This is a genomic window from Pseudomonas taiwanensis (assembly GCF_013393345.1).
Taxonomy (GTDB): Bacteria; Pseudomonadota; Gammaproteobacteria; order Pseudomonadales; family Pseudomonadaceae; genus Metapseudomonas; species Metapseudomonas resinovorans_C.
Genome location: NZ_QJRF01000066.1, coordinates 37,548 through 62,901, shown reverse-complemented (window position 1 = coordinate 62,901; position 25,354 = coordinate 37,548). Strand labels below are relative to the sequence as shown.

General features: G+C 64.3%; 26 protein-coding genes. 9 read left to right on the top strand and 17 right to left on the bottom strand.

Annotated features, from left to right (window positions below):
- Nucleotides 1-5: 5 nt before the first annotated feature.
- From DM872_RS18110 to DM872_RS18060, 11 genes are all read right to left on the bottom strand, one after another.
- A complete protein-coding gene (locus DM872_RS18110; RefSeq protein WP_179060774.1) occupies nucleotides 6-647 on the bottom strand; it encodes a tetratricopeptide repeat protein in 642 nt (213 codons plus the stop codon).
- Nucleotides 647-1,453: an SDR family oxidoreductase gene (locus DM872_RS18105; RefSeq protein WP_179060773.1), complete on the bottom strand. Its 807-nt coding sequence runs from the start codon at nucleotides 1,451-1,453 to the stop codon at nucleotides 647-649. The genes DM872_RS18110 and DM872_RS18105 overlap by 1 nt, the downstream gene beginning before the upstream one ends.
- Entirely contained in the window at nucleotides 1,440-2,114 is a 675-nt protein-coding gene (locus DM872_RS18100) for a TenA family transcriptional regulator (RefSeq protein ID WP_179060772.1), read from the bottom strand. The genes DM872_RS18105 and DM872_RS18100 overlap by 14 nt, the downstream gene beginning before the upstream one ends.
- A complete protein-coding gene (locus DM872_RS18095) occupies nucleotides 2,111-3,580 on the bottom strand; it encodes an AMP-binding protein (RefSeq protein WP_179060771.1) in 1,470 nt (489 codons plus the stop codon). The genes DM872_RS18100 and DM872_RS18095 overlap by 4 nt, the downstream gene beginning before the upstream one ends.
- The gene (locus DM872_RS18090) at nucleotides 3,570-4,244 is read right to left on the bottom strand and encodes a thermostable hemolysin (RefSeq protein WP_179060770.1); all 675 of its coding nucleotides are present in this window, start codon (nucleotides 4,242-4,244) and stop codon (nucleotides 3,570-3,572) included. The genes DM872_RS18095 and DM872_RS18090 overlap by 11 nt, the downstream gene beginning before the upstream one ends.
- A gap of 365 nt (nucleotides 4,245-4,609) precedes the next feature.
- Nucleotides 4,610-5,686 (bottom strand): 4-hydroxyphenylpyruvate dioxygenase, encoded by a 1,077-nt coding sequence (gene hppD, locus DM872_RS18085; RefSeq protein ID WP_179060769.1) that lies wholly within the window; start codon nucleotides 5,684-5,686, stop codon nucleotides 4,610-4,612.
- Nucleotides 5,687-5,829: 143 nt separating this feature from the next.
- Nucleotides 5,830-6,462 (bottom strand): maleylacetoacetate isomerase, encoded by a 633-nt coding sequence (gene maiA / locus DM872_RS18080; protein WP_179060768.1) that lies wholly within the window; start codon nucleotides 6,460-6,462, stop codon nucleotides 5,830-5,832.
- 255 nt (nucleotides 6,463-6,717) lie between these two features.
- The gene (locus DM872_RS18075; protein WP_179060767.1) at nucleotides 6,718-8,808 is read right to left on the bottom strand and encodes an LTA synthase family protein; all 2,091 of its coding nucleotides are present in this window, start codon (nucleotides 8,806-8,808) and stop codon (nucleotides 6,718-6,720) included.
- A 218-nt stretch (nucleotides 8,809-9,026) separates the two neighbouring features.
- Nucleotides 9,027-9,908: an RNA polymerase sigma factor SigJ gene (gene sigJ / locus DM872_RS18070; protein ID WP_179060766.1), complete on the bottom strand. Its 882-nt coding sequence runs from the start codon at nucleotides 9,906-9,908 to the stop codon at nucleotides 9,027-9,029.
- A gap of 1 nt (nucleotide 9,909) precedes the next feature.
- Nucleotides 9,910-10,341 carry a carboxymuconolactone decarboxylase family protein gene (locus tag DM872_RS18065; protein ID WP_077525803.1) on the bottom strand — a complete coding sequence of 144 codons (432 nt, stop codon included), beginning with the start codon at nucleotides 10,339-10,341 and terminating at the stop codon, nucleotides 9,910-9,912.
- Between the two features lie 525 nt (nucleotides 10,342-10,866).
- On the bottom strand, nucleotides 10,867-11,775 hold the full coding sequence (locus DM872_RS18060; protein WP_179060765.1) for a LysR family transcriptional regulator: 909 nt from the start codon (nucleotides 11,773-11,775) through the stop codon (nucleotides 10,867-10,869).
- Nucleotides 11,776-11,949: 174 nt separating this feature from the next.
- On the opposite strand from DM872_RS18060, the gene DM872_RS18055 reads away from it, so the two are divergent.
- Both DM872_RS18055 and DM872_RS18050 read left to right on the top strand, forming a co-directional pair.
- Nucleotides 11,950-13,275 carry an MFS transporter gene (locus tag DM872_RS18055; protein ID WP_179060764.1) on the top strand — a complete coding sequence of 442 codons (1,326 nt, stop codon included), beginning with the start codon at nucleotides 11,950-11,952 and terminating at the stop codon, nucleotides 13,273-13,275.
- Nucleotides 13,276-13,449: 174 nt separating this feature from the next.
- Nucleotides 13,450-13,770 carry a DUF2025 family protein gene (locus DM872_RS18050; RefSeq protein WP_179060763.1) on the top strand — a complete coding sequence of 107 codons (321 nt, stop codon included), beginning with the start codon at nucleotides 13,450-13,452 and terminating at the stop codon, nucleotides 13,768-13,770.
- 41 nt (nucleotides 13,771-13,811) lie between these two features.
- Here DM872_RS18050 and DM872_RS18045 read toward each other — a convergent pair whose 3' ends face one another.
- Complete coding sequence (locus DM872_RS18045; RefSeq protein WP_179060762.1) at nucleotides 13,812-14,138, bottom strand: DMT family transporter; 327 nt, start codon at nucleotides 14,136-14,138, stop codon at nucleotides 13,812-13,814.
- A gap of 65 nt (nucleotides 14,139-14,203) precedes the next feature.
- Nucleotides 14,204-15,202, bottom strand: a complete 999-nt coding sequence (locus DM872_RS18040) for an SLAC1 anion channel family protein (RefSeq protein ID WP_179060761.1) — start codon at nucleotides 15,200-15,202, stop codon at nucleotides 14,204-14,206.
- Between the two features lie 117 nt (nucleotides 15,203-15,319).
- Between DM872_RS18040 and DM872_RS18035 the strand changes: the two genes are divergently transcribed.
- Nucleotides 15,320-16,279 carry a GlxA family transcriptional regulator gene (locus tag DM872_RS18035; protein ID WP_179060760.1) on the top strand — a complete coding sequence of 320 codons (960 nt, stop codon included), beginning with the start codon at nucleotides 15,320-15,322 and terminating at the stop codon, nucleotides 16,277-16,279.
- A gap of 154 nt (nucleotides 16,280-16,433) precedes the next feature.
- Here DM872_RS18035 and DM872_RS18030 read toward each other — a convergent pair whose 3' ends face one another.
- Together DM872_RS18030 and DM872_RS18025 are read right to left on the bottom strand one after the other, a co-directional pair.
- The gene (locus tag DM872_RS18030; protein WP_179060759.1) at nucleotides 16,434-16,718 is read right to left on the bottom strand and encodes a hypothetical protein; all 285 of its coding nucleotides are present in this window, start codon (nucleotides 16,716-16,718) and stop codon (nucleotides 16,434-16,436) included.
- A gap of 120 nt (nucleotides 16,719-16,838) precedes the next feature.
- Complete coding sequence (locus tag DM872_RS18025) at nucleotides 16,839-17,495, bottom strand: methyltransferase family protein (RefSeq protein WP_179060758.1); 657 nt, start codon at nucleotides 17,493-17,495, stop codon at nucleotides 16,839-16,841.
- Nucleotides 17,496-17,598: 103 nt separating this feature from the next.
- Between DM872_RS18025 and DM872_RS18020 the strand changes: the two genes are divergently transcribed.
- Complete coding sequence (locus DM872_RS18020; RefSeq protein ID WP_179060757.1) at nucleotides 17,599-17,967, top strand: hypothetical protein; 369 nt, start codon at nucleotides 17,599-17,601, stop codon at nucleotides 17,965-17,967.
- A gap of 190 nt (nucleotides 17,968-18,157) precedes the next feature.
- Here DM872_RS18020 and DM872_RS18015 read toward each other — a convergent pair whose 3' ends face one another.
- A complete protein-coding gene (locus DM872_RS18015) occupies nucleotides 18,158-19,138 on the bottom strand; it encodes a GlxA family transcriptional regulator (RefSeq protein ID WP_179060756.1) in 981 nt (326 codons plus the stop codon).
- 105 nt (nucleotides 19,139-19,243) lie between these two features.
- On the opposite strand from DM872_RS18015, the gene DM872_RS18010 reads away from it, so the two are divergent.
- From DM872_RS18010 to DM872_RS17990, 5 genes are all read left to right on the top strand, one after another.
- Nucleotides 19,244-19,792, top strand: a complete 549-nt coding sequence (locus tag DM872_RS18010) for a cysteine hydrolase family protein (protein ID WP_179060755.1) — start codon at nucleotides 19,244-19,246, stop codon at nucleotides 19,790-19,792.
- A 113-nt stretch (nucleotides 19,793-19,905) separates the two neighbouring features.
- Nucleotides 19,906-20,691, top strand: a complete 786-nt coding sequence (gene hisN / locus DM872_RS18005) for a histidinol-phosphatase (RefSeq protein WP_179060754.1) — start codon at nucleotides 19,906-19,908, stop codon at nucleotides 20,689-20,691.
- Nucleotides 20,692-20,995: 304 nt separating this feature from the next.
- Nucleotides 20,996-21,205 carry a cold-shock protein gene (locus DM872_RS18000; protein ID WP_077525815.1) on the top strand — a complete coding sequence of 70 codons (210 nt, stop codon included), beginning with the start codon at nucleotides 20,996-20,998 and terminating at the stop codon, nucleotides 21,203-21,205.
- A 197-nt stretch (nucleotides 21,206-21,402) separates the two neighbouring features.
- The gene (locus DM872_RS17995) at nucleotides 21,403-22,074 is read left to right on the top strand and encodes a class I SAM-dependent methyltransferase (RefSeq protein WP_256873429.1); all 672 of its coding nucleotides are present in this window, start codon (nucleotides 21,403-21,405) and stop codon (nucleotides 22,072-22,074) included.
- Nucleotides 22,075-22,162: 88 nt separating this feature from the next.
- Nucleotides 22,163-22,789, top strand: coding sequence for an isochorismatase family cysteine hydrolase (locus DM872_RS17990; RefSeq protein WP_179060753.1), 627 nt, complete (start codon nucleotides 22,163-22,165; stop codon nucleotides 22,787-22,789).
- Nucleotides 22,790-22,917: 128 nt separating this feature from the next.
- Here DM872_RS17990 and DM872_RS17985 read toward each other — a convergent pair whose 3' ends face one another.
- On the bottom strand, nucleotides 22,918-25,320 hold the full coding sequence (locus tag DM872_RS17985; protein WP_179060752.1) for a TonB-dependent siderophore receptor: 2,403 nt from the start codon (nucleotides 25,318-25,320) through the stop codon (nucleotides 22,918-22,920).
- Nucleotides 25,321-25,354 lie beyond the last annotated feature (34 nt).

Here is a 25,354-nt window from a genome sequence, read left to right as displayed (position 1 = left end):
GTGCTTCAGTGCGTCTGGATTTCCTGCAGTAAAGCATCGATTTCCTGACGCCTGCCCTGGTCGGCCAGCTCGCGCCCCGGACGCGGGGCGGCGGCCTTGGCCTTGAGCAAGGCCTCGCGCGCCTGCTCCGGGTGACCCTGGCGATTGAGGTGGTCGCCCCAGAAATACAGGCTGTCGATTCCCGCCGGGTTGATCTCCAGGGCCTTGCGCAGCAACTGGTCGGCCTTGTCCTCGTCGCCGAAGCTGACGGGCCAGCCGGGCACCCGGTCGTACAAGGCGCCGAGGCTGGTATAGGCCGAGCCCTGCAGGGCCTGTGGGTCGAGCTGGATGGCTTTTTCCAGTGCGGCGCGGGCTTCCTTCACCTTGCCCAGCGCTCCCAGACCACCTTCGGCGCCGGCCCAGCTGCTGGTGACGATGCCGTGCCAGATCCAGGCTTCGGCCGCCTGCGGGGCGCTGCGGGTGAAGGCGCCACTCTGGGCGGCGAGCTTCTCGAATTCAGCGGCGCGCTGTTTCTCCGGAAGCTGGTACTGGATTTCCGCCCAGCGTTTCTGGATGTCCGCCAGCCGCTGGCTGCCGCCGGCGTCGAGGGCCCATGCGGGGATGCAGAGGGTCACGAGCAGTCCGAAGGTGCACAAGAGCTTTTTCATCATGAATGGTCCTTGCCGTGATGGAGGCCGCTGAAGCGGCGAATGATCGGCAGCTGCTTGTGCAGGGCGCGATCCACCAGGCCCGGCAGCATGCTGTTGAGGCGGACGAAGAACTTCTCCGGCCAGCCGAGGTAGAGCTCGCTGAGGTCTTTCTCGATGGCCGCGATCACCGCGCCGGCCACTTGCTCCGGCTCGTCCACGCCCACCTTGAGTTCGGCGTTGAGGGCCATGGCGGTCTGGCTGTTCATGCTGGTGCGGGTGGCGCGCGGCGCGACGTACAGAACGTTCACGGAGGTGTCGGCCAGTTCCCGGCGCAGCGCCTCGGAAAATCCGCGCAGGGCGAACTTGCTGGCGCAGTACACGGCATAACCGGGATAGCCGATGGAGCCGTAGGTGGACCCCACGTTCACCACCAGGCCGTGGCGCTGCTGACGCAGCAATGGCAGGAGGGCACGGGTCAGTTGCAGGGTGGCGGTGACGTTGAGGGCGAGCATGTCTTCGATCTGGCCGTCGTCCACCTGCTCCAGCATGGCGAAGGCGTTCACCCCGGCAGCGTTCATCAGGACGTTGACGCCGCCCATGCCTCGGGCGGCATCCAGCACTCGCTGGCGGCCCGTGGCGGAACGCAGGTCGGCGCCGACCCAGGACAGTTGATGCGAGAAGCGCTGGCGCAGCTCGCCCAGGGTGTCCGGATGGCGACTGACCGCCAGCACCTGGGCACCCCGTGCGCAGAGTTGTTCGACCAGGGCCAGGCCGATGCCGCCACTGGCGCCCGTGAGCAGTACCCGGCAGTCATCGAGTCGCATGGCTCACCTCACCGGCGCGGGGCAGGCCACGGAACATCTCTGCATACAGCTGGTAGACGACCTTGGCGGCGTGGATCACGGCCTGTTGGTCGTCTTCGTCTTCCAGGCGATCCATCAGGCGGCGGTAGGTGGCCATGTGATCCTGGTCGAGGGCACCGTGGGAGGACAGGTAGCTGAAGGCCTCCGCCGGCAGTGCGAGGCTCTCGCGGATGGCGCCGGCAGCCTGGGTCGCCAGGGCGATGCTGGTGCCTTCCAGCACGTTGACCATGCCGAACAGGCCCACCGGGTTGCCTCGGGCAATCAGGTCGTAGAGGTAGGCGACCATCAGTTCGATGGCCAGCGAGGGGCGACTCTGGCGGGCGGCCTCGGCGTCGCCTCCGCAGGCCCGGATGTCGTCGAGAATCCAGCGTTCGTGGCCGTATTCCTCATCGATGTATTCGCACACGGCGCCCCGCAGCCATTCCAGACGCGAGGGCAGGCGCGCCCCGCACGCCATCATCAGCGGCACGGTATGGCGCACGTGGTGGTAGGCCTGGCCGAGGAAGGCGCGGTAGCCCTCCAGGCTCACCTGCCCGGCCAGGGCCTCGCGTATCACCGGAACACTGAACAGGGCGTCCCGCTCGGTGACGGTGGCGGCTTGCAGCTGGTTGAAGAAACTCATGGTCGTACCTCGTTCTCGAGTTCGAGCAGGGCGCTGCGATAGCGCTCGGCGATGGCGTCGCGGCGTAGGCGCCCGTTGCTGGTGAGCAGTCCGTCGGCAACGCTGAAAGGCGTGGCCAGCCGGTGCCAGGCCCTGACCCGCGCGTAGTCGGGTAGGGCGGCGTTGGCACTGGCCACCGCATCGGCGAGGGTCTGGTCGTCGCAATGCGGGTCCAGCGGCCAGAGCAGGGCCAGGTTGCCGGGCAGGCCTTCACCCTGGACGAAGGCCTGGGCGATCACCCCGCGCTGGGTGAGCTCGGCTTCTACCCAGTCCGGATTCACGTTGCGGCCGAAGCTGGTGATGAACTGGTGTTTCTTGCGGCCCTTGAGGTGCAGATAGCCTTCGCTGTCGAACTCACCCAGGTCGCCCGTGGACCACCAGTTACCTGCATGGGGCGCCTCGCCCAGATAGCCGAGCAGGGTTGAGCCGGCGACTTGCACTTCGCCGTCATCCGCCACGCGAACCTGAACATGGGGCAGGGGCCGGCCGACGCTGCCGGGGCGATTGGCACCAGGGCGGTTCAGGCAGACCACCGATGCGCATTCGGAGAGGCCGTAGCCTTCGAATACCGGCAGGCCGACCCGCGCCGCGCGGGCCAGCAGATCCTCCGAGACACGCGCGCCGCCCACCGCGACAAAGCGGAACTGTGCGGCGCTGAGGAGGCTGCGTTCAATGGCGGTGACCAGGCCGAGTAACAGCTGCGGCACCAGGATCAGGCTCTGGGCACCACTGAGTACGAGCGTGGCGAGCATACGTTCCCAGTCCACCCCGCTCGCACCCTGGATACCTATCTGACGCTGCGGCAACAGGGTGACGCAGGCACCGGCGAGCAATGCGGCGTAGACCCCGAGGTTCTCCAGCAGCACGGCCATCGGCAAGACGGCCAGGTAGTGCGCCGGTGCAGTGGGGCGGCTGGCGACGTCCAGTTCCTGGCTGACCCGCAGTAGGGCCGGCGCTCCCAGGCAGACGCCCTTGGGCTGGCCGGTGGTGCCGGAGGTGTAGGTGATCTTCGCGGTTCCGGTGGGCAGGACGGCACGCGTGCCGGGGGGCCTGCGCCAGAAGCTGTCGTCCGCCCGGAAGCCAGCGTTTTCCAGTTCGCCTGCGTAGCCTGCATCGGCCACGGCCAGGCGGACGTCACACTGCGCCAGGCAATGAGCGCGCTGCTGCGGGCTGAAAAACGGCGGCAGGGTCAGGCAGGGTCGCCCGGCAAAGAGGGCGGCCAGGTCCCAGAGCAGCGCCTCGGGTCCGTTGTCCATCCCGAGTGCCAGCACGCCCTCGGGCTCATTGCGCAGCAGGCCTTCGCGCCGCTCCACTTCGGCCAGCAACTGGGCATAGGTATAGCGCCGGGTATCGCCTCGGATCGCCAGGGGCATCGGTAGATGATTGGCATGTTCGCGCAGGCGCGCGCGCAGGGCTTCAGGCTGCATGGTGGGACGCCCTGTCGATATCGGGAAAGCCCAGGCGCGCGAGCGCACCATTGCGCTGCAACTGCTCGAAGCCATGGCGGATGTTGCCCGTGAACACCTGGGGCTTCTGCTCGTAGTAGGTGCCCCATTGCTGCTGAGCCTCGCCGAGGCGGAAAGGGTCGGCCTCGCCGAGAGGCAGAGGTTCAAGACCCAGGCGACGGAAGCTGTTGATCAGTGCCGGGGCGCCGGTGAACACCACCCACTCCAGGCCCCTCAGGTTCAGCAGCCAGGTCACGGCGACGATGATCAGCCGCGCGTTGCCGGTGTTGATCGAGGCCAGGTTGCCCACTTCAACCACCTGCTCGCGCCTGACCTCGCTGCCTGCGAGGGCGGAGATCAATGCTTCCGCCGGGCGCTCCAGGTACTGCTCGAGGAACAGTGGCCCCTGCTCGGCGAGGCGAATGCCGGTCGCGGCGCTGAGCGCTCCGTGATGATTGCGCAGGCTGAGCAGCTCGGGCATGAACTGACGGATATCCGCGCCATGGGCACTGAGGAACCGGCGATGGACGAAATCCTCGGCCTGGGTGCGTCCAGGGGTGCCGGACAGCAGCAAGGACAGGGAGTATTGCTGCGAATTCAGACCAAAACGGAAGGGGAACAGGGCGTTCCACTCGGCATTGTTCATCGCGGCCCTCCAGGCGAATGGCGAATGGAGGGAGTATCCGGCGCGAGGCTTAAGGGACTCTGAAGATGCCGCGCGCACCTGTCGCGTACTGGTCATCTCGCTGACATGCGGGCGTCATCGCCACGGGGCATCCTGATTGCAGGAACAGAAAGGGCACAGGAAGTGCCAGGGTGCAAACTGAAGCTGCCGGCGATGGCAGCTTTTTTTTTGCTTGCGGCAACGCGAAGCATTTGTTGGTGCGAGCTTGCTTGCGAAAGGGCGCGCTCGGAAGGTTCGCGGGCAAGTTCGCGCCTACAGGTTACGCGCAGGCCGCCGCCTGAAAAGAAAAACCCGGCAAAAGCCGGGTTTTTGCGGTGGATGGCGTCTTATTCGGTGCTGAGGACGCCGCGACGGATCTGGTCGCGTTCGATGGATTCGAACAGCGCCTTGAAGTTGCCCTCGCCGAAACCGTCGTCACCCTTGCGCTGGATGAACTCGAAGAACACCGGCCCCATCAGGGTTTCCGAGAAGATCTGCAGCAACAGGCGCTTGGTGCCGCCTTCGGTGGTGCCGTCCAGCAGGATGCCGCGCGATTGCAGTTCGCCTTCCGGTTCGCCATGGTCTGGCAGACGGCCCTGGAGCATCTCGTAGTAGGTGGCCGGCGGTGCGGTCATGAAGCGCATGCCAAGGGCTTTCAGCTCGTCCCAGGTCTTGACCAGGTCGTCGGTGAAGAAGGCCACGTGCTGGATGCCTTCGCCGTTGAACTGCATCAGGAACTCTTCGATCTGCCCCGCGCCCTTGGAGGACTCTTCGTTCAGCGGGATGCGGATCATGCCGTCCGGTGCGGTCATGGCCTTGGAGGTCAGGCCGGTGTACTCGCCCTTGATGTCGAAGTAGCGGATCTCGCGGAAGTTGAACAGCTTCTCGTAGAAGTCCGCCCAGTAGGCCATGCGGCCGCGGTACACGTTGTGGGTCAGGTGATCGATGAACTTCAGGCCGGCACCTTTCGGGTGGCGGTCGACGCCTTCGATGAACTCGAAGTCGATGTCATAGATCGACGAGCCTTCGCCGAAACGGTCGATCAGGTACAGCGGCGCGCCGCCGATGCCCTTGATCGCCGGCAGGCGCAGTTCCATCGGGCCGGTGGGGATCTCGATGGGCTGGGCACCCAGTTCCAGGGCGCGGGCGTAGGCCTGGTGGGCATTCTTCACGCGGAAGGCCATGCCGCAGACGGACGGGCCGTGCTCGGCGGCGAAGTAGGCGGCCTGGCTCTTGGGCTCGTTGTTGAGGATCAGGTTGATCTCGCCCTGGCGGTACAGGTGCACGTCCTTGGAACGGTGAGTCGCTACCTTGGTGAAACCCATGATGGCGAAGATGGGTTCCAGGGTATTCGGGGTGGGGGACGCGAATTCGATGAATTCAAAGCCCTGCAGGCCCATGGGGTTTTCGAACATGTCAGCCATTTTTTGGCACCTCAAGCAATTGATTGGAAGTTATAGGTCAATGCGAGGTGGCGGCCGGTGGCGCGCAGGAAATGCCGCGTACGCTGCGGGCGAGGTAGTCGCCGATGGTGACTTTGAATCCGAGGCTTTGCATGGACGTTGCCTCAGGCCGGTTTGTCGGCTTGCTGGTCAGGGTGGGCCTGGATGAAGGCCGGATGCTCGAGGGCAAGGCCTTCTACCCGGGCGATCTTCGGATAGTGTGACAGGTCCAGCTCGAAACGGCGGGCGGCATAGACCTGCGGTAGCAGGTAGACGTCGGCCAGGCCCGGTTCGCCGAAGCAGAAACCTTCCTCTCCTATAAGGGCTTCGACCGCGTTGAAGCCTTCCGCGATCCAGTGACGAATCCAGTTCATCACCTCGGCTTCCTCGATCTTGAGGCCGCGCAGGCGGTTGAGCACCGAGACGTTGTGCAGCGGATGGATATCGCAGCCGATGATGGCCGCCACCGCACGTTGTTGGGCACGGGCTTCCAGGCCTTGGGGCAGGAGGGCGGACTGCGGATGGCGTTCTTCGAGGTATTCGATGATGGCGGGGGACTGGGTGAGGACCTGGCCGTCATCGGTGCGCAGGCTGGGCACACGGCCCTGGGGATTGAGCGCCTTGTACTCGGGGCTGTGCTGCTGGCCGCCGTCCTGGATCAGGTTCACCGGGATATGCCGGGCGTCCAGTCCCTTCAGCGCCAGGGCGATACGCACCCGGTAGGAAGAGGTGGAGCGGTAATAGGTGTAGAGGTCCATGGCAATCGCTCGGCGGCAGGCGTTCCGGTGTGAGGTCCGGGCGGCAGCATTATTGTTTTCGTAATCAGTTTACACTTTGCGTAATTTGCGGGCTGGGGGCGGGGCTGTCAAGCGGCGAGCGATAGATGTTGGGTAGGAGCGAGCTTGCTCGCGAAAGGAGGCTTCGCGAGCAAGTTCGCTCCTACAAAAGTGCTGTCCCGGTGTGGTGAAAACGGAGGCCAGAAAAAAGGCCCCGCATCGAGCGGGGCCTGGGTATCACTGGTTCTGCTTGGCGTCGTGCACGCCTGCGGTGTTGTTCAGCAGGCTGCCGGTCGCCGTTTGCAGGAAGGCTTCGAGGTACTTCTGCAGATGCGGGTCGCTATCGCCGGGCACGCGCTCCGCCTTGGCATCGGCGCCCAACTGGTACTGGTAGAGGCGCGCCGGGAAGTCCTTGGGCTGTACCAGGATGCGGTCGCTGCTGACGATGGCCACCGTCTGGTCGCTGCCGGACGGCTTGATCACGCCGATGCCCGGATCGCCTTCCGGCAGGTTGAGCAGGTCACGACCCCAGCACTGGTGGCGCACATCGCCGCCCAGGCGGCCCATGATGGTGGGCACGACGTCGATCTGGGTGCCGACGGTATGGTTGAGGTCGCCGAATTTCTCCTGCACGCCGGGGCCGATCAGTAGCAGCGGCACGTTGAAGCGGAACAGGTCCATCTCGGTGAGCTGCTTGTCGCTGCCGAAGCCATGGTCACCCACCACCACGAACAGTGTGTCCTTGAAGTAGGGCTCCTTGCGCGCTTTCTCGAAGAACTGGCCCAGGGCCCAGTCGGCGTAACGCATGGCGGTCAGGTGCTCGTCATGGGCGCCGTGGCCGGTGACCTTAGCTACCGGCAGCTCCACCGGCAGGGCATAGGGCGTGTGGTTGGAGAGGGTCTGCAGCAGCGCGTAGAACGGCTTGTCGGTGGGCATCTTCGCCAGTTCGGCGGCACCCCGGTCGAACATGTCCTGGTCGGACACGCCCCAGGTCTTGTCCATGAATACCGGATTGACGAAGTCTTCGCGGCCGATGAAACGGGTCATGCCCTGGTTGCTGAAGAAGCCGGACTGGTTATCCCACTGGAAGTTGCCGTTGTAGACGTAGAGATCGTTGAACTCGCGAGCGCTCAGCAGTTGCGGCAGGCCGGAGAACTTGTGCGCGCCTTCCGGGGTGCGCATCAGGTACTCGAAGCTCGGCAGGTTGGGGAAGCAGGCCATGGTGGCGAACATTCCCTGGTGGGTATGGGTGCCGTTGGAGAAGAAGCGGTCGAACAGCAGTCCCTCCTTGGCCAGTTTGTCGAAGTACGGGGTGATGCCGTCCTGGCTGCCCATGGCGCCGACATAACGACCGGCGAAGCTCTCCATCAGGATCACCACCACGTTCTTGATCGGCAGCGTGCCTTCAGCCGGCGGGGTGAAATCACGACGGATGGCTGCCGTGTCAGCGTCCACCAGCTTGTCGTTGGGGGTCAGCAGCATCTGGCGCACGGCGGCCAGGGCTTCGTCCTCGGGCAGCGTCGCCTTCCAGGCGTTGTCGCGGTGGGACGAGAAACTGTTCTTGGCGGCATCTACCAGGGTCAGGGTGCCGTTCAGGCCCAGCTGGTTGGCGAACATCGAATCGGTGGTGAAGGCGTCGCCCCAACGCAGCGGCGGCCCCTGGCGCAGGTGGCCACGGACGGCGACCACGGCGATCACCAGGCAGACCATGAAGATCGCCACGCGGCTGAACCAGGGCGCGGTGGAACGGGCATTGGGCTGGGCGTTCACTACGCTCGGCGCGCGCGGACGACTGACCAGGTCCAGGCCACGGAACATCAGGTAGAGCAGGGCGGTGGCGAGGGCCCAGGCGATCAGGTAGCGACCTACCGGGAAGCCGTTCCAGATCATGCTGGCGACGGTGCCCAGGTCTTCCTGCAGATACTGGAACACCAGGCTGTTCAGGCGCTGGTGGAACTCGCGGTAGAAGTCCAGCTCGCTGATGCCGAGGAACAGCGTGAGGCTGGCGAACAGGGTCAGCCAGAGCCGGTGCAGGCCGCGTGCGGCCATGGCGCGGACGCTGAACAGCGACAGCAGCAGCGGAACCAGGGCAAATACCACCACCCGCAGGTCGAAGCGCAGGCCGTTGAAGAAAGCTTCGACGAAGACCGAGGCCGGGCTGTCGCCGATCTGGTCGCTGTTGTACACCAGCAGCGCCACTCGCAGCAGGGTGTACATCAGCATCAGCGCGAGAGCGCTGAGCAGGGTGAACGCCAAGTGGCTCTTGACGGTGGGGGTGTCCAGGTTGAACGAGGACTGCCGGGTGGCTACGGGTTCCTGTGCGGTCATGCGATCAAGCATCCATTGGTCTACTCAGGGCGGGGCGGCACCTTTGGAGGTGAACGATGCCGGGGGTCAAGTAGATCACCTGATGGCACATTGGTTCCAGATAGGTCCGCCGAAAACGACGGACATTGCCAGAGGGAATGTGAAGAAAACGTCGAATGGCGGCCAGCAGCGCCGCCGAGATGTGTCGGACTGTTTCGTTGGATTGGGGCCGGTATCGGTCAATTGGGCACCCCGAGGCCCGCCAGCTTCTCCGGATTGCGCACGATGTAGATGTTGCTGACCCGGCCTTCGTCGTCGTACGCGAAGGTGACGGAGGCTGCGACTTCGTCGCCATGGGCGAGAATCACCCCGCGCCCGCCGTTGAGTTCGGCGGGTAGCCAGTCGTAGTCGCTCCAGTAGCCGCGCAGGGAGCCGAAGATGAAGTCCAGCACCTCGGCCTTGCCCTGGAGGATGTGGCCCAGGGTCGGCACTTTGCCGCCGCCATCGGCGCACAGCTCCACTTCGTCCGCGAGCAGGGCGGTCAAACCGGCAGTGGCGCCGCTGACGATGGCCGCGTGGAAGGCTTCGAGCAATTGCTCCTGGCGTTCCCGTCGTGGCTGGTGGCGCACCTTGCCTTCAGACAGGCCCATGCGGGCGCGGGACACCAGCTTGCGGCAGGCCGCTTCCTGCACGCCGATGGCGCGGGCCACGTCCGCGTAGTCCTGGTCGAATATCTCGTAGAGCAGGTAGGCCGCACGCTCCCGTGGCGTGAGGCGTTCCAGCAGCAGAAGGAAGGCGGTGGACAGCGAGGAGGAGAGTTCCAGCAGCATTTCCGGCGACTCCGTGGTTTCGCTGTGGATGGGCTCCGGCAGCCAGGTGCCGACGTACTCCACCCGTGCCCGGTGGCCCAGGCGCAACTGGTCGATGCAGTGACGGGTGCAGAGGGTGGTCAGCCAGGCACGGGGGTTGTCCAGGGTGGCGGGATCGCTCTCGCGCCACTTGAGGAAGGTTTCCTGCACGGCGTCCTCGGCGTCGCTGCGCGAGCCGAGAATGCGGTAGGCCAGGTTCATCAGGAAGCGGCGGCTGTCTTCGAAGACAGCCGTGGCGTCGGCGGTTATCACGTCAGTGCCTCGATATCTGGATGCGGTTCCAGAGGTTGATCATCGCCACGGTAGCGGTCAGCGCGCCGATTTCGACTTCGCTGAAATGCTCGCGCAGGTTGGTGCGCAGGGCAGCATAGTCGGTGCGCCGGTCGAGTTGGGTCAGCGCTTCGGTCCAGGCCAGGGCCGCCTTTTCACGCGGGGTGAAGTCGTTGCAATGGTCCCAGACCACCAGGCGGTCCAGGCGCTCGCTGGTTTCGCCGTCTTCCCGTGCCTCGCGGGTATGCATTTTTACGCAGAAGGCGCACTGGTTGAGTTGCGAGGCGCGCAGTTGCACCAGGTGGTGCAGGCTGCGTTCGAGGCCGAGGGCATCCAGCGGCGTGTGCACCTCGCCCATGGCGTTGATCACGTCGGGGATGACCTGCTGGTAGTTGAGGGGGCTTGCCTGGTTCATCACGTGTTCCTCGTTCGGGACTGGAAGGGGGTTACACCTTCACGACGAACCAGGGTGTCGGGTTGTGACGTGCCCTCTCGGAATGAATGTAGGAGCGAGCTTGCTCGCGAAAGATCGCGCGCTCGGACTGTTCGCGAGCAAGCTCGCTCCTACAGGGCAGGACTGCGTCCTGCTTCGCGATTGAAATCGCCCCCACAGGAAAAGTGCCAAGGCTGATCGCTCGCGCGGACTGCCCCCTCTCCCTCTGGGAGAGGGCAGGGTCAGGCCCGCTCGGTGCCAATCCTTTTCGCGAATGAATTCGCTCCTACAGGGCAGGACTGCGTCCTGCTTGGCGATTGAAATCGCCCCCACAGGAAAAGTGCCAAGGCTGATCGCTCGCGCGGACTGCCCCCTCTCCCTTTGGGAGAGGGCTGGGGTGAGGGTTCTATCCGGCCTGCTCGGTGCCGATCCTTTTCGCGAATGAATTCGCTCCTACTGGCAGGGCGGTGCCGTGCTTGGCGATTGAAATCGCCCCTACAGGGTTGTCTACCGGCGTTCGCGGATTGCGGCTGCTTCACGGGTCACCAGGTCGATGAACGACAGCGCCAGGGGCGAGCGTTCGTCGCGCCGGCGCACCAGCCAGACGGCGGTGGTGGCGCCCGGGTCCAGCAGGGTCCGGTAGACCACGCCGTCGACGCGGGTGCGGCGGAAAGAGGCGGGCAATATCGACACGCCAAGCCCGGCCGAAACCAGGCCGATGATGGTCATGGCTTCGCTGGCTTCCTGGGCGACGCGGGGCAGGAAGCCGGCGTTGCGGGCGAGTGTGAGCATCTGGTCATAGAGCCCGGTACCGAAGGTGCGCGGGAAGAACACGAAGGGTTCCTCCGCCAGCGCGCTGAACTGAATGCCTTCCTCACTGCCGGCGGCCAATGGGTGGTCGGCGCGCAGGATCGCCACCAGCGGTTCGCTGAACAGCTCCACCGCCAGCAGGTTGTCCGGCAGGCTGAGGGGACGGATCACGCCTACCTGCAGGCTGTCCTCCAGCAGCGCCTTGACGGTTTCCGCGCTGCTGCCTTCGGTCAGTTCCAGGTGCACATCGGGATAAGCCTGGCGAAATGCGTGGATGCTGCGGGGAATGGTGGAGGTGAAGGGCGCGGAGGAGGTGAAACCCACCTTCAGTTCTCCCAGCTCGCCACGGTGGGCGCGGCGCGCCAGTTGCACCGCCTTGTCCACCTGTACCAGTACCTGGCGGGCTTCATCGAGAAAACGGCGGCCGGCTTCGGTCAGCTCGACGCGGCGGTTGGTGCGTTCCAGCAAGCGTGCACCGATCTCCTCTTCCAGCGCCTGAATCTGCTGGCTCAGCGGCGGCTGGGAAATGCCCAGTTGCTCGGCGGCCCTGCCGAAATGCAGTTCTTCGGCCACGGCAATGAAATAGCGCAGATGCCTGAGTTCCATGGGGATCTCCATTGATATCTAAAACGTATCAAATGTGTCGAACAATATATTGGAGATAATATAAACCGCTCGATATCCTTCGGCCCATAACCCCAACAACGAATATCCCCAGCCCCTGATCCAGGCGGCACGGCCTCGTTGTGCCTGCTCGCCGCTACATTCCGAAGGTGCCCCGTGAGCAAATCCCAGGCAATACTCAAGACCGACGACGAACCCGCGTTTAGCGAGGCGGCCCGTGACGCAGCCAGCAAGCTGCCGGATGCCGCCGCCAATGACCCTGAGCTCTCCACTTACATCCGCAAGGGCACGCCGCAATTCATGCGTACTTCCCTGGCGCTGTTCTCCGGCGGCTTCGCCACGTTTGCCCTGCTGTACTGCATCCAGCCCATGATGCCGGTGCTGTCCAAGACCTATTCCATCACCGCCGCGCAGAGCAGTCTGGCCCTTTCGGTGTCCACTGCCATGCTCGCCCTCGGCCTGCTGGTGACCGGTCCGCTGTCTGATGCCATCGGCCGCAAGCCGGTGATGGTGGTGTCGCTGCTCGCCGCTGCGCTGTTCACCCTGGCCAGCGCCGCCATGCCGACCTGGGAAGGTGTGCTGCTGATGCGTGCCCTAGTGGGTCTGGCACTGAGCGGCCTGGCCGCCGTGGCCATGACGTACCTCAGCGAGGAAATCCATCCCCATCACCTCGGCCTCTCCATGGGCCTCTATATCGGTGGCAATGCCATCGGTGGCATGAGCGGGCGCCTGATCAGCGGGGTGCTGGTGGACTTCGTTTCCTGGCAGGCGGCAATTGGCGTGTTGGGTGGCCTGGCGCTGGTCGCCGGGCTGGTGTTCTGGCGCGTGCTGCCCGAGTCGAAGCATTTCCGCCCGCAGCCGCTCAAGCCGTCCACCCTGGTGGAGGGCTACCGCATGCATTTCCGCGATGCCGGCCTGCCCTGGTTGTTCCTCACCGGCTTCCTGCTGATGGGGGCGTTCGTCACCCTCTTCAACTACATCGGTTACCGCCTGCTGGCTTCCCCCTACCAGATGAGCCAGGCCGTGGTGGGCGTGCTGTCGGTGGTTTACCTCACCGGTATCTACAGCTCGGCCTGGGTGGGTTCCCTGGCGGACAAACTGGGTCGGCGCAAGGTGCTCTGGGCCTCGATCCTGCTGATGCTGGGTGGCCTGGTGCTGACCCTGTTCAGCCCGCTGGGGATGATCCTGGCCGGCATGGCGATCTTCACCTTCGGCTTCTTCGGCGCCCACTCGGTGGCCAGCAGCTGGATCGGCCGCCGTGCCCAGCGCGCCAAGGGCCAGGCGTCCTCCCTGTACCTGTTCTGCTACTACGTCGGTTCCAGCCTCGCCGGCACCCTTGGCGGTCTGTTCTGGCACCACTACGGCTGGCAGGGCGTCGGCCTGTTCATCGGCGGACTGCTGGTGATCGCCGTGGCAGTCGCCCTGCACCTGGCGCGGCTGCCGGCGCTGCCGGGCAACGCCATCGTGCAGCCGGCGCACTGATGTCTCCACCCGGGATCGCCACCGCGATCCCGGGTGCGACAACGCGCCCCTCGCGGCGATATCCCCGGTGATGACGAGGGCTGGCAGAATGGCCAGCCTACCCACCGACCAGAGTGGGAACCGACTGCCTTTCATGCGTGCACCACCCCTTCGAACCGATCAGGGAAGTACTGCATGAGCATCACCTCCACCGATATCTGCAACGCCGCCGATGCCCTCAACGGGTTCGTCGGCTTCAACCGCAAGCTGGGCAAGTACATCGTGCGTTTCAGCGAGGATTCGTTCGGCATGGACGTGCCCGACGACAGCATTACGCCGGCCTGTGAGTTCGTCTGGACGACCAAGACCGACCAGGTCATGACCTTGAGCCGCGAGTGCCTGCAGATCCTGCTGGAACAGAACATCAACGATCGCCTCAACCTGACCGACGTGCTGCTGGTCTATCTGCGCCGCACCGACCTGCCGGAGATCAGCGCCGAGCGCCGGCGTCTCTGACTTGTACGGGCATCGCCGGGGGCGCTTCCCCGGCGACGAAATCAGGGCAACCAGCGCAGCCCCATTACCCCTCCCACGATCAGCCCCATGCAGGCCAGCCGGCCAGCGGAGGCGGAATCCCCCATCCAGATCACGCCCGCCAGGGCGGTTCCCACGGCGCCGATACCGGTCCAGACGGCGTAGGCCGTGCCCACCGGAAGATGACGCAGGGCCAGGGTCAGCAGCCCGAGGCTGCCACTGAGTACCAGCAGGGTGCCGGCCAGGAGCCAGGGCCGTTGCAGGCCGTTGGCGCTTTTCAGGCCCAGGGCAAAGGCCACTTCCAGCACGCCGGCGGCGAGCAACATCAGCCAGGAGCTTGTCGGGGTCATCGGCTATCTCTCATCTCAAAAAAGAACGAGCCCCCGCAGGGCTCGCAAGGTGGGGGAGGAATCTCTCAGCCGGCGAGCAGCTTGCCGCGTACCAGGCTGCCCAGGGTCTTGAAGGTCAGCACGGCCAGGGCAACGCTGAGGAACAGCAGGCTGGCCCAGGCGATCACCTGCAGCGGCAGGCTGCCTTGCACATGGGCGTACTTCAGTGCTGCGTTGGCCAGTGCCGCCAGGGGGAAGCTGATGGCCCACCAGGACGGGGCGAAGGGTACGTCGCGGCGGAACACCTTGAAGCCCAGGACAACGGCCAGGAACAGTCCGAAGTAGAAGAGCAGGGCGGCGAAGCGGTCGATTCCGAACAGGTTGGTGTAGGCCAGGAAGCCGACTTCGAAAGGCGCGATCAGGATCATCAGCGACGGAATCATGGGTTTGGCCAGCGCTTCCTGATGCACCAGTCGCGGGAAGATGCTGCTGAAGAAGACCAGTGCCAGGGTCGCACCAATGGCCGTCGCGAACAGATTCAGCTCACTCGCCCAGGCCATGGGCATATGACCGCCGGTAACGGCAACGTCCAGCGTCGCGACACCCGGAATCAGCCAGGCGGGCACTGCGTGCTGCAGGTCCTGCTTGCCCTTGAGCAGACGCGACAGCACCAGGCCGCCGAGCAGTACGGCAAGCACGCTGCCCAGGGTCCACATGATCCGGCCCAGGGTTTCGTTGTAGGGCGCTGCGGTCACGGACAGCAGCAGGATGGCAATCACGATGGTGCCGAAGAAGTTGCCGGCGATGGGGTGGGTGAACTCGTTGATGACGGCCTGGCGGTGACGCAGCAGCTTGGTCAGGTAACCGGCAACGAGCACCACGAAGACCAGTGCGGCGAACAGGCCGATGGCTTCGCCGATCAGCGGGCTCACGCCGAAATACTGGTGGGCCAGGCGCCAGCCGATGCCGAGGCCGGCCAGCCCCATGACGGAGCCGAACAGGTTGACCGGCAGGTGCTTGATTGAGGTAGTGCGCACCGGCTTGGCCTGGACGTCTTCTTGCGGGGGGATGAATACGGTGTTCATGGCGGACTCCGTTGGGCTGGATTTGTCGTTGGAGATAGTTTCTGCCATGCTGGAGTTGGCTTAAATAGCCATGTAACGACGTATTCAGCCAACCTCCCGACAGTGACGGACAAACCCATGCGTATCGCCCTGCTGGCCTTTCCCCGCGTGCAATTGCTGGACATCGTCGGCCCGGCGGATGTCTTCGCCGAAGCGGCGAAGCAACTGGGCAATCCCCGTGCCTACCGGGTCGAGGTGATCGGTACCGAGCCGGGGCTGCTCAAGGGCAGCAGCGGCTTGCGCCTGGCGGTGGACTCCACTGTCGAAACCCACAAGGGCAAGCTCGACACCCTGCTGGTGGCGGGCAGCCCCTTTGTCGACGACATCGCCGGTAATCCGGCCCTGCAGCAGTGGCTGCGCCAGCAGGCGGGGTCGGTACGGCGGATCGGTTCGGTGTGCAGCGGTGCCTTCGTCCTCGCTGCCGCCGACATGCTGCGCGGGCGTCGGGTGACCACCCACTGGAACAGCAGCGCGCGCCTGTCGCAAGAGAACCCGGAGACCCATGTGGAGGCCGACAGCATCTACGTCAAGGACGGCAACCTCTACACCTCCGCCGGTGTCACGGCGGGCATGGACCTGGCGCTGGCCATGGTGGAGGAAGACCACGGCCGCGAGCTGGCGCTACGCGTCGCGCGCGAGATGGTGATGTTCTTCAAGCGGCCGGGCGGACAGTCCCAGTTCAGCGCCCACCTGGCGGCGCAGACCGCTGAGCGGTCGGTGATCCGGGACATCCAGGACCACGTGCTGGCCAATCTGAAGGGCGACCTCGGCGTGCCGGCCCTGGCTGCAAGGGCTGGCATGAGCGAGCGCAATTTCGCGCGGGTGTTCAAGCAGGAAACAGGTTCCACGCCAGCCGAATTCGTCGAGCTGGCGCGCATAGACGCCGCGAGGCGCCTGGCCGAAGAGTCCGACGTTCCCCTGAAACGGCTCGCCGATGAGGTGGGCTATGCCAACGTGGATGGCTTTCGGCGCGCGTTCCAGCGCCGCCTGGGCGTGACGCCAAGTGATTACCGGGCGCGTTTCAAGCTGGATGACTGAGTTCGGCGCCGATGCCGATCTGGTTGCCATCCGGGTCGCGTACGGAGAAATCGCGCATCCCGTAGTTGCAGATGGCCAGTCGCCACAGGAATGCTGGATTGGCGGGCGCAGCTGCATCAGCTACTGCGTGGACTGAAGCTGCGCCCCACCGGGATCAGACGAAGGGTTGGTTGCCGAAGCCGCGCGGCAGGCGCTGCTTGCCAGGCATCTGCGTGAGCCGTTCTACCCATACCGAGCGCCAATCGCTGGCAGCGTGGGCCGCCTTGGCCTGACGCGCCGCACGCCGCGCGGCATTTCGTGCGTCTCGACGAGCCTCCTTGAAGGCCTCGGTGTTCTTGCAGTTGCGGCATTTCACCCGCGCCAGCTCGGTGGTGGAAATCAGGTTACTGCCGTGTCGTCCGCAGGCAAGGTTCTTGCCGATCTTGTAGTGAGTGATCATTCGCAGATCTCCTGAAACTCAGCGCCCGGCTATTCGCAGGAGGAGTGCAAGGCACCAGTGGGTTGCATGCGTTTTGACCGGACGCGAATCCCCAGGGTTCGAGTCGTTGGACCGAACGGTCTAGTAGACGCCGGGAATCAGGCGTGAAGTTCGCGCACAGTAGGCTTCGTACTCCTCACCGAACTCGGTACGCAGCAAGGCTTCTTCCGCATGGATACGCGCCAGCAGCGGCGGCAGGGTCAGGACCACCAGCATCAGGCCGATGCCGGAACGGAAGGCAAGGGCCCAGCCGAGCGAGGCGATCATCAGGCCCAGGTAGCTGGGGTGGCGGATCACACCGTAGATGCCGTCGGTCACCAGGCGGTGGCCGGGCTGGATCGCCACCAGTCCGCTGAAGCGGTTTCCCAGCACGAACACCGGCCATAGTCGGAGCGCGCCGCCGGCGGCGAACAGGACGACGCCCAGCCAGCGAACACCGTCGCCGCCGAAGGTCCAGACATCGAGGCGATCGGTGTAGGCCGGCAGGAAGGCACTGAGGATGCCGATTATGCCGAACACCGGGAGTACCCAGCGATTGCGCCGGTCTTCGCGCACCCCACTGTTGAGGTTGCCGCCGGAGAAGGGCGCCAGCCCCGCAAGGATGAACAGCACCAGGGTCAGGGCCACCAGCGGCGGATGCCCGAAGAAGGCTGCGAAGCCGCCAAGGCCGAGAATCGCGAGGCCCAGATAGGCGAGGGTGCTGGCAAGGGTGACGAGCAGCAGGCCGGGCCGGGACATGGTGGCGCACCTCCGATCAGCGTCGACAAGGCATTGGACAGCAGGCCGTGTGGCCGGTGCTATAACTGAAGTCCTTGGGGGATTCACCGAGGAGGGCACCGTCATGGGATGCCGCGGAATCCTGCTGCTGGTATTGCTCGCGCCCTTTGCTCGGGGTGAGGGCTATGGCGATTCGTACTATGGGTTGGGGCCATACCTGGGCACGACCTACTACCCCAGCAGCCCCCTGCAATCCTATGTATCGCCGCCTCCCAGGCCCTTCGCCGACCTGCCGCCGCAACCCTTCGTCGTCGTTCCCGACTACCACCCGTTTCGCGATGCCCAGTTACCCCGCGTCAGCACTGAAAAGCCGCAAGTACTGATTCGCACCTTCGACCCGGCGCTAGGCGTGTATCGCGATGTCGAGGTGCGGGACGGGGAGGGCGTGCTGGCTGAAGAAGTCTGTGAGGGGTGGTGGTGCAGCGAGGAATGAATGCGAGTCCGGATTGTTCGCGAGCAAGCTCGCTCCTACAGGGCGATTCGCAGCTTCGGGCTTTGTAGGAGCGGGCTTGCCCGCGAAGTTTTTTGCGCCGTCATTTTCGCGAGCAAGCTCGCTCCTACAGGGCGATTCGCAGCTTCGGGCTTTGTAGGAGCGGGCTTGCCCGCGAAGTTTTTCCGGCGCCTCACGACTCTCCCAAGCTTCGCCGCCCGAACCGCCGTCGGTAATCCGTGGGTGATAGCCCGACCATCTTGTTGAATACCTTGCGGAACGCCGCTGGGTCCTGGTAGCCGACCTCCCAGGCGATCTGATCCACCGAGCGGTTGGTCAGCTCCAGCAGCTCGCGGGCCTTGGCCGCACGCAGTTGCTGGCAGTACTCGGTGGGGCGCAGGCCGGTGGCCTGCTGGAAGCGGCGCAGGAAGGTGCGCTCGCCCAGCCCGGCCTCGGCGGCCATGGCCGGCAGGCTCACCTGACGGGCGTCGTGGCGCTGCAGCCAGCGCTGCACCTTGAGCACCGCTTCGTCGCCGTGGGTGAGGCGCGGGGTGAAGCGGCGGAAGTACTGCTGCGAATGACGGGTCAGGTCGAGGGCGAGGAAGCTGGCGGTATTCGCGGCGATGGTCGGTCCCAGCAGCCGATCCACCAGGGTCAGCCCCAGGTCGGTCCAGGCCATCACACCCCCGGCGGTGATGATGTCGCCGTCGTCCACCACCAGTTTATCGGCATCCACTTCCACCTCCGGATAGCGCTCGCCGAGGTCCTTGGCCAGGCTCCAGTGGGTGGTCAGCGGACGACCGGCCAGCAGCCCGGTCTGGGCCAGCACGAAGGCGCCAGCACACACCGAACACAGGGTGACGCCGGCGGCGTGGCGCAGACTGAGCCAGTCGACGAAGGGTTGCAGGGTTTCGGCAGGGGGCAGGGCGCCAAGGCAGGGCAGGGCAATCACCACGGAGGGCCGGCTTTCGCTGTCCGGGTGGCTGTCCCACGTGCAGCGGATTTCGCCATCTGGGGCGGCGCTCCAGTGACGCACCCGGAGGGTAGACAGGTCGGCATCGGCGTGCTCGGCGGCCAGGCGATTGGCGACCGCGAACAGATCGGAGAGGCCATGAGCGGCTGCCAGCTGGGCGCCGGGATAGAGCAGGAGGCCGATCTCCAGCATGGTCTTCATTGTCAGTTTTTCCTGCGAATTTGTCGGTTGCGCCGATCCTCATCCGGCGCCGGGAGGAGCACCTTAGGCCCCACGTATCCACCCCCACAACCTGAGGTGAAAATCATGAGCAAGCAAGCCGTCATCGTAGTCGACATCCAAAAGGACTATTTCCCCGGTGGTCTGTGGACGCTGAGCGGTGCTGACGCCGCTGCCGACAACGCCGCCCGGATCATAGGCGCTGCCCGTGAGGCCGGCGACCTGGTGGTGCATATCCGCCACGAGTTCACCAGCCCGGAGGCGCCGTTCTTCCGTCCCGGTTCCGAGGGTGCGGAGATCCATCCCAAAGTGCTCAACGCCGACGGTGAGCCGGTGGTCCTGAAGCACTTCGTCAACTCCTTCCGGGAAACCAATCTGAAGGAGATCCTCGAGGGCAGCGGCGTGGACAAGTTGACCGTGGTGGGCAGCATGAGCCACATGTGCGTCGACGGCATCACCCGTGCGGCGGCCGACTTCGGCTACGAGGTCACGGTGATCCACGATGCCTGCGCCTCTCGGGACCTGGAGTTCCAGGGCAAGACCATCCCCGCCGAGCAGGTCCACGGGGCGTTCATGGCCGCCCTGGCCTTCGCCTACGCCAAGGTGGTGTCCACCGACGAATACCTCGCCCAGTAAAACTGATGAGGGTGGGGGGACTCTGGCGACAGATGTGCACGTCGATACGGACGACGTTTCGCTCTACTATCACCAGCTGGATTGCTGCTGATATGCCTGACCCGGAGTCCCCCATGACTGACCAAACCCTTCCCCCCGAGTACCTGGAATTTGCCGAAGAACTGGCGGACGCGGCGGCCCGGGTCACCTTGACGTATTTCCGCCTGCCATTGGAGGTGGAGAACAAGGAGGCTGAGCGTTTCGACCCCGTGACCCTGGCCGACAAGGGCGCCGAGCGGGCCATGCGCGCGCTGATCGGCGAGCGCTATCCCGGCCACGGTGTCCTGGGTGAGGAAGAAGAGAACATCGCCGGTGAAGCACCCTGGACCTGGGTGCTGGACCCGGTGGATGGCACCCGCTCCTTCATCAGCGGCATCCCGCTCTGGGGCACGCTGATCGCCCTCAACGACGGCACCCGTCCAGCCCTGGGCGTGATGGACCAACCCTTTACCCGCGAACGCTTCGTCGGCGACGGCAACAGCGCTTCGCTCAACGGCCGGCCCATCCAGACCCGCGCCTGCGGCAAGCTCACCGAGGCGACACTGATGGTCACCAGCCCCGAGCACTTCCGCGAGTCACCCTATCGTGAGCTCTTCGAGCAGCTTGCCGGCCAGGTGCGTCTGGTGCGCTACAGCGGCGATTGCTATGCCTACTGCATGCTGGCCCTGGGGCTGGTGGATGTGGTGCTCGATCCCGGGCTCAAGCCTTACGACATCCAGGCGCTGATGCCGATCATCCAAGGCGCCGGTGGCGTGGTTACCCGCTGGGATGGTGGCGACGCGCAGGACGGTGGCGATGTCATCGCCTGCGGTGATCCGCGCCTGCATGCGCAGATTCTGGAGTTGATGCAGTCAGTGTGAGGGCTGGTCGAGGGCGGGGAACCGGCGATTCGTCGACTGGCGTCTGCGAAAGTTTTTGTGTTTCCCGCCTAAGCATATGAATGTCAAGCGTATTCCGCTGCTCGAATTATTGGCCGGAAAATAAACCTGTACTTCCTGGCTGAACCGCGTATAGTCCCGCCCACTGCACTGCAATTGTCTCTGCGATACTTGGCTCGATGTTCTGATTGAAGTTATTTCATCTCCTCGATTCGTTACAGCATTAGCACTTCAGTAATTCCTGATTAATTATCAGGGTTATTTCTTTTTATCCTGGAGATATGAAATGTCCAATCGTCAATCCGGCACCGTCAAGTGGTTCAACGATGAAAAAGGCTTCGGCTTCATCACCCCCGCAGAAGGCGCTGACCTGTTCGTTCACTACCGTTCGATCGAAAGCTCGGGCTTCAAGAGCCTCAGCGAAGGCCAGCAAGTGACTTTCGAAGTCGTACGCGGCCAGAAAGGCCTGCAGGCGGACAAAGTTCAGGTAGTCTGATACTTTTCCTCTAAAAGAGCCCCGCAAATGCGGGGCTCTTTTATTTATATCTCCAGAAAGTTCAAGTTAAATTCTTCGGCGTATAGTGCTGAGGGATTCTTTTTTATTTATCGCCTCCATGAATCATTGATAGTGGCAAGCTGGCTATTTGGTTCTGCGCTCCTGGCGGCATCACTCACTGTATTGGAGAGTTCTGCATGCCGGGCTATCAAGTCAGATTCCAGGATATATCAGTGGGGGATATGGACTTTCATATCCGCTCATTACTCGACCATCAGCAGTATCACGATCCCGAACTCGAGGCTGAGCATCTCGGGATATCCCCTGAAAGCTGGCCCCTGTTCGGTCAGGTCTGGCCGTCGGGGCACGTCCTGGCGCACGCCATGCTGACGATGGAGCTGGAAGGCAAGCGCATCCTCGAAGTGGGAGCTGGGTTGGCCCTCGCCAGCCTTGTCGTGCACCGACGGGGCGGCGATGTAACGGCCAGCGACTACCATCCGTTGATTCCCGCCTTCCTGACGGAGAACCTGCGCCTGAATGATCTCGGCCCGATCAATTACCAGGTCGCCAAATGGTCCGACATCAATGACGATCTCGGGCTGTTCGACATGATCATCGGCAGCGATGTCATCTACGAGCACGAACAACCGGCGCAGCTTGCCGACTTCATCGACCGGCATTCGGCTGACGTGGTGGATGTCTACATCGTCGATCCCAATCGCCCGAACCGCTCGAAGTTCTGCCAGGAAATGGCGGAACTCGAATACGACTCGGAAATTACCTGCATGAACCGCGTGATGAACAACGGCGAAGCCTATAAAGGTTCTCTGCTGCACTTCCAGCGCGACGATTCCCGCTTCAATCAATGAATGGCGGCGGCATGCCGTAGTCGCGGGGCGATTCGGCCAGGGCGCTCTACACTGGCACAGGTTATCGACTGCACCGAGGCGCGGCGTCATGACCTATCCACGCGAAAGCACCGGCTTGTTGCTGGTGGACCCGTACAACGATTTCCTCAGCGAAGGCGGCAAGCTCAACGGACTGGCCAAGCAGGTGGCCGATGCCGTGGGCACCCTGGACAACCTGCGCCGGGTCGTGGCGGCGGCGCGCAACGCCGGCATCCAGGTGTTCTACGTTCCCCATCACCGTGCACGCCCCGACGATCTCAAGGGCTGGACTCATCCCAGCCCTTACCAGCTCGGCGCTGCCCGCGCCCAGGTGTTCGCGGCGGGTAGCTGGGGTGGCGAGTGGCACCCGGACTTCCAGCCGCGGGAAGGTGACGTGCTGGTGCATGAGCACTGGGGCGGCAGCGGCTTCGCCAACACCGACCTGGACTTCCAGCTCAAGCAGCATGGCGTGCAGCAGGTGATCCTGGTGGGCATGCTGGCCAATACCTGCATCGAATCCACAGGGCGGTTCGCCGCCGAGTTGGGCTACCACGTCACGTTGGTGACGGACGCGACGGCGGCGTTTTCAGCGGAAGCCATGCACGCCGCCCATGAGCTGAATGGGCCGACCTATGCCCACGCGATACTCAATACCGAAGAAGTGCTGGCGGCGCTCACGCCCACCCCGTCTTCCTGAAGTCGGTGCGCACAGCGCCCCCCAGAGCGGTGGTGCTTTATGTAGGAGCGAGCTTGCTCGCGAAAGATTGCGCTCGGACTGTTCGCGAGCAAGCTCGCTCCTACACGTTCGGGATTGCGCGAGACGCCTCAGTAGCTGTACTTCAGCGTCGTCATGAAGTTGCGCGGGGCGCCGTACACGCCGGAGCTGTTCGCGCTGCTGAAGTACTCCTTGTCGAACACGTTGTTCAGGTTGACCGACGCAGTGAGGTTTTCGCTGATGTCGTAGCGGGCCATCAGGTTGGCGACGGCGTAGCTGTCCTGGGCGAAGACGTGCAGGTCGTCACCGTACTTGCTCTGCCAGTTGAAGCCGCCACCGACGGTCAGCTTGTCCAGGGCTCCGGGCAGGCGGTAGGAGGTGAAGGCCTTGACGTTGTGGCGCGGCACGAAGGTGCGGATGCGGTCGCCGTCGGCTCCTTCGGTGATGTTGTAGGCGTAGCCGGCGGAGACCTGCCAGCCTTCCTGCAGCTCACCGTTGAGCTCCAGTTCAACGCCCTTGCTGGTGGCGCTTTCCTCGGAGGTGTAGGCGGCAACTCCGTCCCAGATCGCCAGGTTCTCCTGCTTGGTCTTGAACAGCGACAGGCTGGAGTTGAGGCGTTCCTCGAAGAAGCTGCCTTTCACCCCGACTTCGTAGCCGGTGCCTTCCTCCGGTGGCAGGGTGCCGTTGTCGGCATCGCGGACCCAGAAGCCCTGCGGATTGAAGATCTTGGTGTAGCTGGCATACACCGACCAGTTTTCGTTCAGGTCCTGGACCACGCCCGCGTAAGGAATGGTGACGCCGGTTTCCTTCTCGCTGGTCTTGCTGGTGGTATCGGGGAACGTGGTGGATTCAGTGGTGCGCTTCCAGTCGATCACGCGGCCGCCGAGGATCAGGCTGGTGCTGTCGGTCAGGTGTAGACGGGTGGTCAGGTAAGCCGCGTACTGGTCTTCCTTCATGTCACTCTCACCGACCCTGCTGAACGCCGGTACGTTCGCCTCCCCACCCCAGTTGTAGATGCTGTCGATGGTGCCGTCGTAGGGGGGCGTCGACCATGAGCCGAGCCAGCCACCGTAATCCGGGCTGTCCATCTCGCGGAGTTGGGACAGCGTGACGCCGGTGATCAACTCGTGCTCACGGCCAAACAGGCTGAAGGGTCCGGTCGCATAGACATCCAGGTTGTCCTGGGTGGGTGAGCCGCCCCACTTGGTGGGCATGAGGCTGGCGCCAGCACCGGTGGCCTGGTCGATGTCCCCGGACAGGTAGCTGACGACGGCGTCGTACTTGTTCTCGGTATGGCCGACTTCGACCTTGCCGCTCCAGCCATTCTCGAACTGCTGCTCGATAGACGCGAAGACGTTGGTCTGCTCACGGTCGTAATAGGACCAGTCCGGCGCCGTGTTGGCCGAGCGCGGCATGTTGGTCTTCTGGCCGTTGCTGAAGAACATCGGGAAACCGCCGCGCATGGGCGAGTCGGTATTGGTCTTCAGGTAGCTGAAGCCGACGGTGAGCAGGGTGGATTCGGTGAGGTCGAGTTCGGTGATGCCATAGACCAGGCCGATCTGCTGCTCGAAACGGTCGATCCAGGCGTTCTGGTCCTTGTAGTCGAGCACCATCCGCCCGCGCACGTTGCCGCTGTCGGTGAGCGAGCCGGAAACATCCACGCCACTGCCGTAACGGTCCCAACTGCCGGCTTCGGCGGTGAGGCTGATCTGCGGATCGAAGGTCGGGCGCTTGCGGATCAGGTTGACGGTAGCGGCGGGGTTGCCCATGCCGCTGATCAGGCCGGTGGCGCCGCGTACCACTTCGATGCGGTCGTAGATGGCGGTGCTCTGGGTATAGTTATCCAGGCGCGGTGAGGTCGGCACGCCGTCCACCTCGAAGTTGTTGATCTGGAAGCCGCGCGACCAGTAGGCGTCCGAGTCGGCGCCGAGCCCGTTGCGAACCACGGTGATGCCGGAGGTGGCCTCCATGGCTTCGGTGAGATTGGTGAGCTTCTGGTCCTCGATGCGCTGGCGCGTCAGCACGGTGACCGCTTGCGGGGTTTCCTTGGGGGTGAGGTTGAGCCGCGTGGAGCTGCTGGAGGAATAGGTGGTGTAGGAACCGCTGCCTTCGGTGGTAGAGCCCGGTGCCTTGCCGGAAATGCTCAGCGTGGTCAGCTCCAGCGCCAGGCCGGCGTCCGGTGCCGGTTGCAGCTCGTAATGCCCGCTGCCGGTGGGCACGGCTACCAGGGAGTTGCCGCCGAGGAGGATTTGCAGCGCCTGGTCTGGGCTGTAGTTACCGCGCAGGGGCTGGCTGGTCTTGCCTGCGGTCAGCGCACCATCGCCGGCCAGCAGGATGCCCGTCTGCGCCGCGAACAGGCCAAGCTGGGTCGCCAGCGGTCCGGCAGGGATGTCGAAGCGCTGTACGTGCTGCTCGGCGGCGAGTGTTGCGGAGCTGGCCAGGAAGGCGGAGGCGCCGGAAACGGCCAGGCCGATGGCGAGCGCCAGCGGGCGAGCGGAGAAGCGTGGTGACATGCTGGAAATCCTGTGGAGTCGTGAAGGCTGAACG